General features: G+C 68.2%; 16 protein-coding genes. 3 read left to right on the top strand and 13 right to left on the bottom strand.

Annotation, left to right across the window (positions count from 1 at the left end; all coding sequences use genetic code 11):
• Positions 1 to 2: 2 nt before the first annotated feature.
• From ahbB (ACH5N8_RS09650) to ACH5N8_RS09690, 9 genes are all read right to left on the bottom strand, one after another.
• Positions 3 to 503: a siroheme decarboxylase subunit beta gene (gene ahbB / locus ACH5N8_RS09650; protein ID WP_460028422.1), complete on the bottom strand. Its 501-nt coding sequence runs from the start codon at positions 501 to 503 to the stop codon at positions 3 to 5.
• Positions 500 to 943 carry an Lrp/AsnC family transcriptional regulator gene (locus ACH5N8_RS09655; RefSeq protein ID WP_460028423.1) on the bottom strand — a complete coding sequence of 148 codons (444 nt, stop codon included), beginning with the start codon at positions 941 to 943 and terminating at the stop codon, positions 500 to 502. The genes ahbB (ACH5N8_RS09650) and ACH5N8_RS09655 overlap by 4 nt, the downstream gene beginning before the upstream one ends.
• Positions 940 to 1,458, bottom strand: coding sequence for a siroheme decarboxylase subunit beta (gene ahbB, locus ACH5N8_RS09660; RefSeq protein WP_460028424.1), 519 nt, complete (start codon positions 1,456 to 1,458; stop codon positions 940 to 942). Before ahbB (ACH5N8_RS09660) ends, ACH5N8_RS09655 begins: the two co-directional genes overlap by 4 nt.
• Positions 1,455 to 1,922, bottom strand: a complete 468-nt coding sequence (locus ACH5N8_RS09665; RefSeq protein WP_460028425.1) for an Lrp/AsnC family transcriptional regulator — start codon at positions 1,920 to 1,922, stop codon at positions 1,455 to 1,457. Before ACH5N8_RS09665 ends, ahbB (ACH5N8_RS09660) begins: the two co-directional genes overlap by 4 nt.
• A gap of 10 nt (positions 1,923 to 1,932) precedes the next feature.
• Positions 1,933 to 3,114, bottom strand: coding sequence for a cytochrome D1 domain-containing protein (locus ACH5N8_RS09670; protein WP_460028426.1), 1,182 nt, complete (start codon positions 3,112 to 3,114; stop codon positions 1,933 to 1,935).
• A gap of 16 nt (positions 3,115 to 3,130) precedes the next feature.
• Complete coding sequence (locus ACH5N8_RS09675) at positions 3,131 to 3,469, bottom strand: c-type cytochrome (protein WP_460028427.1); 339 nt, start codon at positions 3,467 to 3,469, stop codon at positions 3,131 to 3,133.
• Positions 3,470 to 3,474: 5 nt separating this feature from the next.
• A complete protein-coding gene (locus ACH5N8_RS09680; RefSeq protein WP_460028428.1) occupies positions 3,475 to 3,789 on the bottom strand; it encodes a c-type cytochrome in 315 nt (104 codons plus the stop codon).
• Between the two features lie 76 nt (positions 3,790 to 3,865).
• Entirely contained in the window at positions 3,866 to 5,443 is a 1,578-nt protein-coding gene (locus tag ACH5N8_RS09685) for a cytochrome D1 domain-containing protein (protein WP_483281162.1), read from the bottom strand.
• A gap of 176 nt (positions 5,444 to 5,619) precedes the next feature.
• Positions 5,620 to 6,042: a hypothetical protein gene (locus ACH5N8_RS09690; RefSeq protein WP_460028430.1), complete on the bottom strand. Its 423-nt coding sequence runs from the start codon at positions 6,040 to 6,042 to the stop codon at positions 5,620 to 5,622.
• 210 nt (positions 6,043 to 6,252) lie between these two features.
• Between ACH5N8_RS09690 and ACH5N8_RS09695 the strand changes: the two genes are divergently transcribed.
• Positions 6,253 to 8,142 carry a potassium transporter Kup gene (locus tag ACH5N8_RS09695; RefSeq protein ID WP_483281163.1) on the top strand — a complete coding sequence of 630 codons (1,890 nt, stop codon included), beginning with the start codon at positions 6,253 to 6,255 and terminating at the stop codon, positions 8,140 to 8,142.
• A gap of 19 nt (positions 8,143 to 8,161) precedes the next feature.
• Here the strand turns inward: ACH5N8_RS09695 and radA are convergent, their stop codons facing one another.
• The 4 genes from radA to pyrF all read right to left on the bottom strand — a co-directional run bounded on the left by radA (position 8,162) and on the right by pyrF (position 12,311).
• Entirely contained in the window at positions 8,162 to 9,547 is a 1,386-nt protein-coding gene (radA, locus tag ACH5N8_RS09700) for a DNA repair protein RadA (RefSeq protein ID WP_460028432.1), read from the bottom strand.
• Positions 9,538 to 10,284, bottom strand: a complete 747-nt coding sequence (locus ACH5N8_RS09705; RefSeq protein WP_460028433.1) for a class I SAM-dependent methyltransferase — start codon at positions 10,282 to 10,284, stop codon at positions 9,538 to 9,540. Before ACH5N8_RS09705 ends, radA begins: the two co-directional genes overlap by 10 nt.
• Before the next feature lie 2 nt (positions 10,285 to 10,286).
• Positions 10,287 to 11,501: a PQQ-dependent sugar dehydrogenase gene (locus ACH5N8_RS09710; RefSeq protein ID WP_483281164.1), complete on the bottom strand. Its 1,215-nt coding sequence runs from the start codon at positions 11,499 to 11,501 to the stop codon at positions 10,287 to 10,289.
• An 84-nt stretch (positions 11,502 to 11,585) separates the two neighbouring features.
• Positions 11,586 to 12,311 (bottom strand): orotidine-5'-phosphate decarboxylase, encoded by a 726-nt coding sequence (pyrF, locus tag ACH5N8_RS09715; protein WP_460028435.1) that lies wholly within the window; start codon positions 12,309 to 12,311, stop codon positions 11,586 to 11,588.
• Between the two features lie 83 nt (positions 12,312 to 12,394).
• On the opposite strand from pyrF, the gene ACH5N8_RS09720 reads away from it, so the two are divergent.
• Complete coding sequence (locus tag ACH5N8_RS09720) at positions 12,395 to 13,324, top strand: AEC family transporter (protein WP_483281165.1); 930 nt, start codon at positions 12,395 to 12,397, stop codon at positions 13,322 to 13,324.
• 25 nt (positions 13,325 to 13,349) lie between these two features.
• Positions 13,350 to 14,594 carry a competence/damage-inducible protein A gene (locus ACH5N8_RS09725; RefSeq protein ID WP_483281166.1) on the top strand — a complete coding sequence of 415 codons (1,245 nt, stop codon included), beginning with the start codon at positions 13,350 to 13,352 and terminating at the stop codon, positions 14,592 to 14,594.
• The last annotated feature ends 3 nt before the right edge of the window (positions 14,595 to 14,597 follow it).

Genomic DNA, 14,597 nt, shown 5'->3' on the forward strand with positions numbered 1-14,597 from the left:
GGTTATTCACCGATGCGCAGACCGGTCTTCTTGAGGATGCGGGTACTGTACAGGATGGCGCGGGCCCGCTGGCTGGAGCCGAGAATGGCGGCAATCGCCTCGGCGTGCGCCGCCACCTCGTCGCGGGTCCGGCCATGCACCATGGCGAAGAGATTGTAGGGCCAGTCGGGCGGGTGCCGGGGCCGATGATAGCAGTGGCTGACGTAGTCGAGCTCGCCGACCCTCTGGCCGAGCGCATCGATCCGGGCATCGTCGACATCCCAGACCGTCATGCCGTTGGCGGTATAGCCCAGCCGATAATGGTTGGGCACCACGCCGATGCGGCGGATCACGCCGAACTCGCGCAGGTCCTCGATGCGCGCCATGACCTCGTCCGGCGACAATCCCAGCTGCTCGGCGATGGCATGATAGGGCCGCGGCACCAGCGGCAGACCCGCCTGGGTCGCCCGGATGATGCGGCGATCGATCTCGTCCAGCGGCAACGCCTCCTCGCCCATGCTCATACCTCGAGCCGCAGACCGACAAAATATTCGGCGACCTTGGGCATGTCGTGAACCGGCAGCCCCGTCTCGGCCGCGATGGCCGCCAGCACCTCGGCCTTGCGTTCGGGCCGATCGGTCGCCAGCACGAACCACAGGTTGAAGGCGTGCTCGCGGGCGTAGTTGTGGGCGACTTCGGGGTGGGCGTTGACCAGCGCCGCCACGCGCTCGAAATCCGCCGCCGGCACACGCATGGCCACCAGACTGAGGGCGCCACCCAGGCGCTCGGCGTGGTACATGGGCCCGAAACGGCTGAGGATGCCGGCTTCCAGCAGGCCGAGGATGCCCTCGATGAGCGCATCCTCGGTCAGCCCCAGGGCTTCCGCCGCCGCCAGGAAGGGACGTTCGCAGACCGGGAAACCGCCCTGCAGGCCGTTGATGATGGTGCGTTCGGTCGGGGTCATGCGGGCTCGGGCAAGGTCTCGGCGCTCAGCCGGTAATGTGCACCGCGCTGCTTGAAGCAGCGGCTGCTGAACAAGGTGGCGCGCGGCAGCGTCTCGATGCCGGCGATCCCGACCAGCTCCTCGATCTGCGCCTCGACCACCCGGCGCTCCCTGCCGTGGATCATGCAGAACAGGTTGAAGGGCCAGTCCGTCCCGCGCCGGGGACGGCGGTAGCAGAGGGTCACGTAGGGCGACCGGCAGAGGATGCGGGCCACATCGCGCACCCGCTCGTCGGGGATGTCGAACACCACCATGGCATTGGCGGTGTAACCCAGCGGCCGATGCCGCACGATGATGCCCAGCCGCTTGATCAGCCCCGCGGACTGCCAGTCCGCCAGCCGCGCGATGACCTCGGCCTCGGAGTAGCCGACCCGCTCGCCCAGGACGGCATAGGGCCTGGACACCAGCGGCAGCCCCGCCTGGAGTGCGTGCAGCAGGGCCAGATCGCGGCGATCGGGCCAGTCGAAGCGTTTCATGCGACGGGTTGATCGAGGTCGAGCGGAAACCCGAGGTCGATATGGAACGCCTCCAGCAGCGGCAGACGCAGCACCGCCAGCCCCGTGTGCCGCTCGATGGCGCACAGGACCGCTTCCAGCTGCGCGGGGTTGGCGGCGGTGACGACGAACCAGAGGTTGTAACGGTGCTCGCGCTGGTAATTGTGGTTCACCTCGGGCAGTGCCGAGACCCAGGCCGCCACGGCTTCCAGCGCCTCCTCCGGCACCGCCAGCGCCGCCAGCAGGCTGACGCCGACGGTATTGGGCGGCAGGATTGCCCCGACCCGGCTCACCACGCTTGCCGCCTTGAGTTCGCGCAGGCTTGCCAGCACCGCCTCCTCGCTGACACCCAGCCGCTCGGCGAGCGCGGCGTAGGGTCTCGGGGTCAGCGGAAAATCGCGCTGGAAGTCGTTGAGCAGGCGCTGGCGCAGCCGCTGCGGATGCATGGGCGCGGCCTCAGAGACCCAGCCGGTGGGCACGGGCGGTGAAAAAGATACCGCTGGGCCGGGCGGCCGGCAGGCGAGCCTTCTCGGCGAAGGTCTCGGTATCGTAGACGATCACGCGGTCGTCGTCGCGCGCCGACAGCCAGACCTCCTCGCCCTTGGGCGTGAACTCCAGGTGCAGGACGGCCTTGCCGGGCGTCAGCCGCTTGACCACCTTGAGGTCGCGGGTATCGATGACCGCGACCTTGTCGTTGTCCGGCAACGCGAAGTTGACCCATATCTGCCGCTCGTCGGGCCGCGGGATGACGAACACCGGCTGGCCGTCGAGCGGAATCCGGCGCACCACCTTCCATTCCCGGCGGTCGATGACCAGCAGCTCGTGGCGACCCACGGCCGGCAGGAACCAGTGATCGCCGATCAGGGCGCGACCCTCCAGATGCGGCATCTTGAACACCGGCAGCTTGGGGTCGTCCTTGGCGTATTCCGGCACGATCCTGCGGACGCCGGCGGCGGGATTCCAGAGGTCCAGCAGGGCCAGCCCGTCCTCGCCGAACAAGCCGGCGATGTAGTAGCGACCCTCGGGCGAAATCAGCGCATCGTAGGGTTCCTTGCCGGCCTTGTACTTGTCGACCTGCGGATGCGCCGGATCGTGCAGGTCGGCTACCCAGACCTCGCCTGCCTCGAACAGGCTGAAGACGAACTTCTGGCCCGGTGCGTCGACCAGGCCGACCACCTTGGCCAGCTGCCCGGCGCCATATTCGGCCTTGATGTCGGCGACCTTTTCCAGCGTTTCCGCCGAAAACACCCGGACGCCACCCGGATCATAGTTGGAGGTGGCGATCAGCCGCCCGTCCTGGGAAATGGCGCCACCGACGCTGTTGTGGGCCTGCTCGACGCGCCTGACGATGCGCCGCTCCAGGATGTCGACCTTGGTCAGCGCGCCGTCGCGGCCGAAGACGAAGGCGTAGCGCTCGTCCGGCGAGTAGACCAGGCTGGCATGCGAGAGATCGCCGAGTCCCTCGATGCGGCCCAGCACGCGGCGGGTGGTGGTGTCGACAGCGGTCAGGCTGCCGCTGGCGCGCTCGACCACCAGGCCGAGATCGCCGGTACCGCGGAGTTCCGCCGCTTGCAGCGGCGCGTTGCAAGCCAGGACGAGCAGGGCCAGGGTGCGCAGGGAGGGCATCAATGCAGGCATGGCAGGGAAACAGGCATCAGGGTGACGGGGAGCCGGGCGCCTTCGGGCCCTGCCGCAACTGCGCGACCAGCCAGGCAGCCTCGGCTTCCGACAGGAAGGACCGCCATGGCGGCATGGCGGTTCCGGGGCGTCCGTTCAGGATGGTCTGGACCAGCAGGCTGTCACCCTTGCCGGCCAGGCTGTCCGGCAGCAGCGCGGGACCGAGGCCACCCTGCAGGGTCATGCCATGGCAGGAACCGCAGTCCTGCCGCAGCAGCTCGATCAGGGCGCGCTGGCGCTCCGGGTCGGGAGCGCCGGCGCCGGCACGGCCGGCCAGCAGCCAGAGCAGCCCCGCAAGACCGGCGCGCAGGCTCACGGTGGTCAGGGCGTCGGCTTCAGGCTGGCGAAATAGGCGGCGATGTTTTCCATGTCCGCATCGCCCAGGTTGGCCGCCATGTTGTTCATGATGGGCGCCTTGCGGGAACCCTCGCGGTAAGCCTTGAGCGCGCTGACCAGGTAGGCGGTCTTCTGGCCGGCCAGGTTGGGGAAGCCATCGGTGGCGCCGATGCCGTTGATGCCGTGGCAGGAGGCGCAGACGGTAGATGCCTTGGCCTTGCCGGCCTCGATATCGGCAGCCTGGGCGGTGCCAAAGCCGGCGGCCAGGGTCAGGGCGGCAGTGGTGAAGAGTGCTTTCATGATTCGGTTTTCCTCGGAGTCGCGGGATGTGGGGCTCGATCGCGCGGGACATGCCGTCCCGCGCGCGATGAAGTGGTCAGAGATCGCCGGGGGCGAGGCCGCGGGTCATGAAGCGGGCACGGGCGCGGGAGAAAATGCCGGCCGGGCTCTCCATGGTGAACGAAGCCACCCTGTCCAGGGTGTGGGAATCGAAGGCCACGACCTCATCCCCGGTGTAGCCGGCGCTCACGTACAGCAGCTTGCCGCTGGCGTTGTATTCCGGGAAGTAGGCATGCCCGCCCACGTCCAGGGTCCTGGCGACTTCCAGGGTGTTCTTGTCGATCAGCTGGATGGTGCGGGCGCGCCGGTCCTTGCTGATGATGTCCACCGCCACATAGGGCGCGTTGGGGTGGGCGGCCGGCGACTCGGTGCCGCCCAGTACCGGTACCTGCTTCACGACCTCCATCTTGTCGAGATCCCAGACGCTGACGACCTCGTGGTCGCAGTCGCCGAAGTTGGTGCCGAAGCCCAGGGTACGGCCGTTGACCTTGACCACCGAGCCGCCGCCGACATGGGGCACGCAGCCGGCCGGCAGCTTCTTGATGATCTTGCGCTGCTCCAGGTCGATGGCGGCAACGATGCTGTCGTCGTAGGAGGCGATCATCAGGTTCTTGCCGCCATGCGACAGGAAGGCGTCATGCAGGTGACGGCCGACGTCGGTGATCTGGGTGACGGGGAAATCCGGCTTGTCGAGATCGACCACCCAGACCTGGCCGGAGTTCTCCAGGGCGATGGCGAAGATATCGGCATACGGCGTGCCGGTGATCATGCCGGAGTCCGAGGTCACGAACTTGCCGTCCGGGTCCTTGCCCTCCAGCTTGAAGTACTTCAGGGGCTCCAGGGTATCGGCATTCAGCAGCACGGCGAAATGCGGCACGAAGGAACCGGCCATCAGGTACTTGCCGTCACGGGATACGCCCAGCGACGGTCCGTTCAGGCCGGTCTTGACGGCCCGCACGATCTTCATGGAATAGAGATCGACCTTGTAGACTTCCGCGGTGTCGGTCTTCACATAGGCCCAGCGCGGGTTGGCCGGATTGAATTCGATGATGTGGGCGGCCGATTCGGTCGGCACCTCGCCAACCTTGGTGTTGGTGGCGCTGTTGATGAACACCGCCTTGGAGCCCTCGCCCCGGCCATGACGGCCACGGGCGGCGACACCGATCAGGTCGTCCATGTTGTCGATGGCGTAGGCCGGTTTGTCGGGCAGGGTCGACTCGTCGGCGACATAGACCTTCAGCGACTTCTTGATGTCGTCCATGGTCCACTGCGGGTCCAGCTTGTCGGTGCTGGAAATGTACTTGACGGCGGAACGGATATCCTCGTCCGAGAGCTTGCCGTAGAAGGGGGGCATCAGGGTGTCGAAGGAACCGGCCATGATGGTGCTGCGAAGCGAGGTCGCGCTGCGGCCCTTGAGGCGCTCCTTGTTCAGGGCCGGCGCGAGATAGCCGCCCAGGTCGGCACCGTGGCAGCTGGCGCAGTTCTCCTGGAAAACCCTGGCGCCGCGCTCCACCGTGATCTGCGGATCTTCCGCCGCCTGCGGCGCGTTGGCCAGGATGGCGGCCACGGCCGTCGCAAGACCCAGCGGCCAGCGGCGGCCCGGTAGTTTCTTCATCGTCATGTTCTCGTTCCCTCAGGTAAATTTTGCCCCTCTCGCAACCCTGCCGGAACAGGCTGCTCGAAGGGTCGTGGTCGATACGCCATTCTGTTTCGCGTCGAAACCGGCGGAAGGGTAATCAGGCACCCGATGCCTGTCAAGACAGCGCGTCATGGCGGAAAATCCGCCCCCGGTCAATAGGCCCACCAGGGCCCCGGTCCCCACATGCCCCAGTTCATCGCGGCGTTCTCGTTCATCTGCGCGGCCATGCGCTGCTCGTCGGCGATTTCCTTCTGTACCGCCAGCTGCTGATAGCGCTGATAGGATTCCGCATTGCCCCAGTAGACACACTTGCAGGTGGTGGCATCGGCGTAGACGTAATAGACGTCGCCATCCTTTTCATGTGGCACCAGCTTGTGCTGGGTCAGGGTCTGGACATGCGCCAGCTTGTCCGGCGTATCGGCCAGTTTGACCTGGAAGCCGCTGGCGGCGAGCAGCTGCTCGGTATCCATGGCGCGGCTGGCCTCCATGGCGGCGCACCCGGGCAACAGCAGCGCCGGGAGCAGCAGGGCGAGTCGGCCGGCGGGCAAGGGCAGGCGGGCGGGCGGGAACGGCATGAGGGATGATCTCCGTTGCGGGAATGGAGGAACAGCGGATGGGCCGGTCGCGGGCCGGGCATTTCTTGTCACCCGGCAGTATCCGCGTGTATCGTTCGCCCGCCCGACAGGGATACCACCGCCTGTGGCAGGCACGCGCCGGCAAGGCGGAAAGTCTAGCACTTGCGCCCGGTGAATTCTCAAGCCACGCCGACGCCCGCGAGAGGACACATGTCAGCACCCATCAGCTATTCCAGCGCGTCCCAGAAAGGCCATGGCGGCCTGGTCCTGGCGGCCCTGGGCGTCGTTTTCGGCGATATCGGCACCAGCCCCCTGTATACGCTGAAGCAATGCTTCGCCGCCGGCGGGGGACTCAGCGCCACCACCGCCAATGTGCTCGGCGTACTGTCGCTGGTGTTCTGGGCCATCATGATCGTGATCTCGATCAAGTACGTGCTGTTCATCATGCGCGCCGACAACAAGGGCGAAGGCGGCGTCATGGCGCTGATCTCCCTGGTGGCGCAGAAAGCCGAGCTCAGCGCCCGCCGCCGCTCGTGCATCCTGCTCGTGGGACTGGCGGGCGCCTCGCTGTTCTACGGCGACGGGGTGATCACGCCCGCCATCTCGGTCCTGAGCGCCGTCGAGGGGCTGGAAGTCCTCAAACCCTCGCTGCAACCCTACGTCATCCCCATCGCGCTCGGCATCCTGGTCGCCCTGTTCGGCAACCAGCACCGGGGTACCGGCAAGGTCGGCGGGCTGTTCGGCCCGGTGATGCTGGTGTGGTTTGTCGCCATCGGCTACTACGGCATGCAGAGCCTGCTGAAGACGCCGGCCGCCATGGCGGCCGCCAATCCCGTGCACGCCTACCGCTTCTTCGTCCAGCACGGCCTGCACGGCGGACTGGTGCTCGGCGCCGTGGTGCTGGCGGTCACCGGGGGCGAGGCGCTCTATGCCGACATGGGCCACTTCGGCCGGGCGCCGATCCGCAAGGCCTGGTTCCTGATCGCCCTGCCCGCCCTGCTGCTGAGCTACTTCGGCCAGGGCGCGCTGTTGATGCGCAACCCCGGCGCCATCGACAACCCCTTCTACCTCAGCATCAATCCGCACGCCATGTCGCTGATGATCGTCCTCGCGACGCTGGCGACGGTGATCGCTTCGCAGGCGGTCATCTCCGGCGCCTTTTCGCTGACCGCCCAGGCCATCCAGCTCGGCTTCGCGCCGCGGCTGAGCATCCTGCACACCTCGGACGCGGAACGCGGCCAGATCTACATTCCCACTATCAATCGCATCATGCTGCTGGGCGTGGTCGGGCTGATCCTGGGCATGCGCTCCTCGTCGGAGCTGGCGGCTGCCTATGGCATCGCCGTCACCGGTACCATGGCGATCGATACCCTGCTGGCCTTCGTGGTGATCTACAACCTGTGGAAATGGAACCCGGTGGTCAGCGCCCTGGTCGCCCTGCTCTTCCTGACCGTGGACCTGGCCCTGTTCACCGCCAACATCCCCAAGATTCCCGAAGGCGGCTGGTTCTCGCTGCTGGTGGGCGCGGTCGCCTTCACCTTTCTCGACACCTGGCGGCGTGGCCGCGAACTGGTCCAGCGGCGCCTGCAGGAGGAAGCCATGCCGGTGGCCGACTTCCTCGCGCAGATGGAGGCACATCCGCCGCTGCGCGTGCCGGGTACCGCCGTCTTCCTCTCCAGCAGCCGCCAGGGCATCCCCCTCGCCCTGCTGAACAACCTCAAGCACAACCGGGTGCTGCACCAGACCGTGGTCATCATGACCGTCATCACCGAGCCGGTGCCACGGGTGGCCCCCGACCGGCGCCGCGAGGTCATCAAGCTGGCCGACGCCCTGTTTCGCGTCTACCTGCACTACGGTTTTGCCGAAACGCCCAATCTGACCAAGGCCCTGAAAACCAGCAGCCGCGAGTTCGACATCGATCCCGCCGAAACCTACTTCTTCCTCAGCCGCGAAACCCTGATCGCCAAACCCTCGCCGATCATGGCGCTATGGCGCATGCGCCTGTTCATCGCCATGGCCCGCAACGCCTCCTCGGCGGCGAAATACCTGCAAATCCCGGCCGGACACGTGGTGGAACTGGGCAGCCAGTTGGTGCTCTGAGCACGGGCCCGCCGTTCTCTCAGAGCGCGGCGATCGCCTCGCGCAGGGTCTTGACGGGCATCGCCTCGAGCCCGGGATCGTGGCCCCTGAGGATGTTTCTGGCGGGCGCCAGGGCGTGGCGGAAGCCATGCTTGGCGGCCTCTCGCAGCCGTTCCTCGCCGCTCTGGACCGGCCGCACCTCGCCGTTCAGGCCCAGCTCGCCGAACACCACCCAGTCGCGCGGGATGGGCCGGTCGCGGAAGCTGGAGACGATGGCCAGCACCACCGCCAGGTCGCCCGCCGTCTCGCTGAGCCGCAGCCCGCCGACCAGGTTGACGAACACATCCTGATTGAGGATCGGCACCCCGCCATGGCGGTGCAGGATGGCCAGCAGCATGGCCAGACGGTTGCCATCCATGCCCACGGCCACCCGGCGCGGGGTCGGCAGATGCGATTCGTCCACCAGCGCCTGCACCTCCACCAGCAGCGGGCGGCTGCCCTCGCGCATCACCATGACCACGCTGCCGGGCGCGTCCTCGTCGCCGCGCGAGAGGAAGATCGCCGAAGGATTCCTGACTTCCTTGAGCCCCGTTTCCGTCATGGCGAACACGCCAAGCTCGTTGACCGCGCCAAAGCGGTTCTTGAAGGCCCGGATGACGCGGAAACGGCTGCCGCTGTCGCCCTCGAAGTACAGTACCGTGTCGACCATGTGCTCCAGCACCCGGGGCCCCGCCAGGGCACCCTCCTTGGTGACGTGTCCCACCAGGAACACGGTGGTGCCGGTCTGCTTGGCGAAGCGCACCAGTTGCGCCGCGCACTCGCGCACCTGGGCCACGGAACCTGGCGCCGATTGCAGGAGCTCGCTGTAGACGGTCTGGATGGAGTCGACCACCAGGTAGTCCGGCCGCAGCCTGTCGGCCGTCCGGAGAATCCGCTCCAGCTCGGTCGCGGCCAGAATCTGCACCGTCTCGCAGGGCAACCCCAGGCGCCGGGCACGCAGGCTGACCTGACTGATGGATTCCTCGCCGGTGAGGTAGAGCACCTGCTGGCTGCGGCTCAGGGCCGCCACCGTTTGCAGCAGCAGCGTCGACTTGCCGATACCCGGGTCGCCGCCGATCAGCACCGCCGAGCCGGGCACCAGACCGCCGCCCAGCACCCGGTCGAACTCTTCCAGGCCGGAGGGATTGCGCTGGATCGCCTCGACCTCGACCGTCGCCAGCGACACCGGCTCCGGATCTGCCTGACCCGCGGCGCCGGCATAGCCGCTGAACCGGCTAGCACCCGGCGGGGCGCGATCCTCGACGCTCTCGACCAGGCTGTTCCAGAGCCCGCAACCGGGGCATTGCCCCGCCCACTTGCTCTGCGCATGGCCGCACTCGGTGCAGCGATAGACCGTCCGGCGGTCCTTGCCGCGGGCTACCGCCAAGGCTTGATCCCGCTGACCAGGGCGTTGACGCCATCACGGAAGTGCCGAGTGATCTCGGCGTAGCCCAGCCCGGCCATCTCCGCCAGCGCGGGCGTCAGCCGCATGATGTGCTCCTCGGACTCGTCGCTGAACAGGTGCACCACCCACTGTTCCAGCAGGTCCGGCCGGTTCATCTCGCCGAGGAAGACGCGGAAATAGCCCCGTACCTCGTCCTGGGTGGCGGCCAGGTGCGCGGCGGGATCGTCCAGGGCGTAACGGTCGCCGTTGACGAACACCCCGCCCGGTTTCAGCACGCGCAGCACCTCGGTCAGCACCCGATGGCGATAGCCGGAGAGAAAGTTGTGGACGGTATAGGCGCTGGCGACAAAATCGACCGAGTCGTCCGGCAAATCGCCCAGCGCGCTCAATGCGTCAGCCTCGCGCAGCACCAGACGGCCCTCGGCAAGCGCTGTTGCATGCGCCGCGCGCGCCTGGCGCAGCATGGCCGGCGCATTGTCCACCGACAGCAGGCGCAGGTCGCGGCGGCCACCGAGCAGACAGGCAGTGGTGATGCCGGTGCCGCAACCGAGCTCCAGCGCGGACAGGGCGCCCGCCGCCGGCGTCCCGTTCCAGGTGGCAACAAATTCGCCGACCCGGCGACTGATGTCCGCCGCGGCCGGGCACACGCGCTCGAGGAAATGGTATTCATCGGCGAGCACCCCATGGAACAGCTGCTCGGCCTGGTGTTGTGAGGTCATGCTCAATCCCCCGTGGAGGTGGGTGCTGAGGGTGCCGGTGCCGGCGCAGCGGCCTGATGGCTGATGCGGTAGAGGGCGCCGGCCTTGTCGTCCGACACCAGCAGGGCGCCGTCCGGCATTTCCAGGACATCGACCGGACGGCCGGTCACCTGGCCGTCGGGTTTCAGCCAGCCCTCGGCGAAGGCGTCCTCGCGGACCGGTCGGCCGTTCTCGAAGCGCACCAGGGCCACGCGGAAGCCCTGCGGCTCGCGGCGGTTCCAGGAACCGTGCTGGGCCACGAACAGCTGCTGCCGGTACTCGGCGGGAAACTGCGAGCCGCCGTAGAAGCGCAGCCCCAGGGCCGCCACATGGGCGGGGAAGTTCCAGGCCGGCGCGGTGAAGGCGCTGCAGGGCGCTTCCCGGCCGAATTCCGGATCGCTGATGTCGCTGCCGAAACAGTGCGGGAAACCGAAATGCAGACCGGGCCCGGGCGCATGGTTCAGCTCATCCGGCGGACGGTTCTCGCCCAGCCAGTCGCGACCGTTATCGGTCAGCCACAGCTCATGGGTCACCGGATGCCAGTCGAAGCCGACACTGTTGCGCAGCCCCCGGGCATAGATCTCGAAGTTGCGGCCATCCGGATCCAGCCGGGTCAGGGTGGCATAGACCGCCTTGTCCGGCTTGCAGATGTTGCAGGGCGCGCCGACCGCCGTATAGAGCTTGCCATCCGGCCCCGTGCGCAGATATTTCCAGCCATGATGCCGGTCGCCGGGATAGCCGTCGTAAACGACCTGCGGCGCGGCCGGCGTGGCCCCCTGGACCGCTATCCGGCTGATCCGGGAAACCTCGGCCACATACAGCGCACCCCCCAGCCAGGCCACGCCATTGGGGGCGTTCAGCCCGCTGGCGATGACGTCGACCTGCTCGGCCTGGCCATTGCCGTCCCGGTCGCGGACGGCGTATACCTTGCCCGCGCCGAGGCTGCCCACATACACGGTGCCATCGCCGCCCAGGGCCATCTGCCGGGCGCCCGGCACCCGATCGGTATAGACCGAGATACGGAAGCCGGGCGGCAAGCGGATACCGCTCAGGTCGATGGACTGTCCGTTGCCCTCGCCCGCGCAGCCCGTCAGCAAGCCACCCAGCAGCCACGCAAGCCGTGCCGTCGGCGATCGCCGCTCCGCTGCGCCCGTCGCCGGGCCCTCCTGCCGGTGACCCATCTGCCTGATGTGCTTCATCGTCTTGCCTCCTCGCCCGGATGGTTGGCGTCATGGCCGGCATGCCGGCCGTCGATCAGTTGCCGACGCAGTCGCAGCGCGCCGTCATTGCCCGAACACCGCGCGGATCTGCGCCTGGGCGGCTTCCGCGGCGGCGTGGGGATCGGCGGCATCGCGAATGGGACGGCCGACGACGATATAGTCGGCGCCGTTGCGGAAAGCCTGCTCGATGGTGACGACGCGCTTCTGGTCGTCGCTGGCGCGGTTCTCGACCGGCCGGATGCCGGGCGACACGACCAGCAGCCGGTCGTCGACCTCGGCCCGCAGGGCGGGCACCTCCAGCCCGGAGGAAATGACACCGTCGCAGCCGAGGGCCAGCGCCCGTCGCGCGCGGGACAGTACCAGCTGCTGCACGTCGCAGTCGAAGCCCAGGTCCCGCATGTCGCCCTGATCGAGGCTGGTCAGCACCGTCACGGCCAGCACCTTGAGCGAACCCTTGGCGCTGGCGGCGGCCGCCATGATGGCATCGTTGCCATGCACGGTGGCGAAATCGACGCCGTGGCCGCTCAGCACACGGATCGCCCGGGCCACCGTCTCCGGCACGTCGAAAAACTTGAGATCGGCAAAAACCCGCTTGTCGCGGGCGTTCAGCCAGTCGATCAGGGCGTAGTAATCGCCGGACATGAACAGCTCCAGACCGACCTTGTAGAAGCTGACGGCGTCGCCCAGCGTGGTCACCAGCGCCTTGGCCTGCTCGATGTCGGGCACGTCCAGGGCCATGATCAGGCGTTCGTGAGCGGGGATGGGTTTGGTCGAAAGCAGGTCGGTCATGATGGGCGTCCTTGAGTCAGTCCTGTCGCGGAGCGGATGGCAATCCAATCTAGAATACCGGCTTTTGCGGCAGGGAAGTGTGTATGGTTCAGGTATTGATGCAGATGGGCCTGCTGATCCTGTTCGGGGCCGTCTGGCGGACGCTGCGGCCGGGCGGGCTGGATGCCGGCACCACCCGCCATGTGCTGACGACCCTGGTCTTCAACCTGCTGCTGCCGGCACTGGTGCTGACCGTGCTGTGGGATGCGCGGCTGGGACTGGACTCGGTCAAGCTGTCGCTGTACGGCGCCGCCATCGTCTTCATCGGTGCCGGCGTCGCCTGGCTCATGGGCCGCGCCGGCCGCATCCAGCGGCATCGGCTGGGCGCCGCCATGCTCGGCATCGCCTTCGCCAACATCACCTACATGGGACTGCCGCTGCTGGAGCACCTGTACGGCCCCCGCGCCCGCGCCATCGTCGTGCATCTGGACGTGTTCGCCGGCATGCCGCTGGTGCTGACCTTCGGCCTGCTGATCGCGCGCCAGCACGGTACCCCGCCCAGGGGCGAGGGATCGCTGCTGCGACCGCTGCTGATCAACCCGCCGATCTGGGCCGGGATCGCCGCGCTGGCGCTGAATCTCTCGGGCATCCGCCAGCCCGCCGGCCTCCAGCACTTTCTGGAGCCCCTGGCCGACGCCGTCGCCCCGCTGATGCTGATCGCCGTCGGCCTCAGCCTGCAATGGCAGGCCTGGCGCCGCGCCAACCTGCCGCTGGGCCTCGCCGTGATGGTGGCGAAGATGATCGTCATGCCACTGCTCGGCCTGGGACTGGCCTGGCTGCTCGGTTTTCGCGGCGAGACCCTGACCGCCCTGGTGCTGGAGGCGGGCATGCCGTGCATGCTGTTCGGCGTGGTCTACTGCGACCGCTACCGCCTGGACAGCGGCTTCTACGCCATGACGGTGCTGCTGACCGCCCTGTCCGCCACCCTGACCCTGCCGTTCTGGCACCGCTGGGTCGGCAGCCTGCCCGCCTGACGCCAACCCACCCCGAGCGACGCCCATGCAACTGCCCAGCGCCGAAATCTTTTCCCAGGGCGAGGAAGTGGTCTGCGGCGATATCGCCGACACCAATGCCGCCTGGCTGTCCCGCGAGCTGACCGGGCTGGGCTTCGAGGTCCGCCGCCATACCGCCGTCGGCGACCGGCTGGACTCGCTGGTGGATTTGCTGCGGGAGATCAGCGGCCGCGCCAGCCTCTGCCTCTGCACCGGCGGCCTCGGGCCGACCAGCGACGATCTCACCGCCGAGGCCGTGAGCCTGGCCTTCGGCCGACCGCTGCGGCTGGATACCGAAGCCCTGGCGCAAATCGAGGCCTGGTTCCGGCAGACCGGCCGCACCATGCCCGCCGTCAACCGCAAGCAGGCCCTGCTGCCCGAGGGCGCCACGCGACTGGACAACCGCTGGGGCACGGCACCGGGCTTCTCGGTCAGTAGCGGGAATTGCCTGTTCCACTTCATGCCCGGCGTACCGCGCGAGATGAAGGCCATGTACCGGGCCAGCATCGCGCCGGCCCTGCCCGGGCTGTACCTGCTCGCCCCGCTGCAGCGGGTGGTGCTGCACACCGTCGGGCTCGGGGAATCAGCCCTGCAGGAACGCCTGGACAGCGTGCCGCTGCCGCCGGGTACGCGGCTCGGATTCCGCGCCGGTGGCGCCGAGAACCAGGTCAAGCTGGCCTTCCCGGGCGATCTGGACATCGCACCGCTGGAAGCCACGATCGCGGCCGTATCCGCCGCCATCGGCGAAGCCTGCCATGCGGTGGTCCGCAACGGCGTGGGACCGGCCAGCCTGACCGAATCGGTGGGCCTGCTCCTGTGCGGCAGCGGAGCGCGCCTGTGGCTGCTGGAGTCGGTCAGTGGCGGTCTGCTGGCCTCGCGCTGCGGCGATCAGGACTGGCTGGCCGCCGCCCTGGTCGCACCGGCCACGCACGGCCTGCTGGCACGGTTCGGCCTGAGGGCCGCCGCCCGGCCGGCGGCCACGGCCCTGCGCCTGGCCCGCGCCCTGCTGGACCAGGGCGCGGGCGCGGGCGGCGGGCCAGACCATGCGCTGGTGCAGTGGACGGAGAGCCGACCCGCCGAGCTGCGCGAGGAGAACCGGCAAGCCGAGCTGTTCGTCGCCATCGCCGGCCCGCACGGCGACGTCGTCGAGCAGCGCCTGCTCGCGGGATCCTGGCCACGCAAACGGGATTCGGCGGCGGCCTTCAGCCTGGACGCGCTGCGCCGCTTCCTGGCATCCCGCAGCAGCCGCTGAGGG

It is taken from the genome of Methyloparacoccus sp. NF-16, assembly GCF_056880625.1.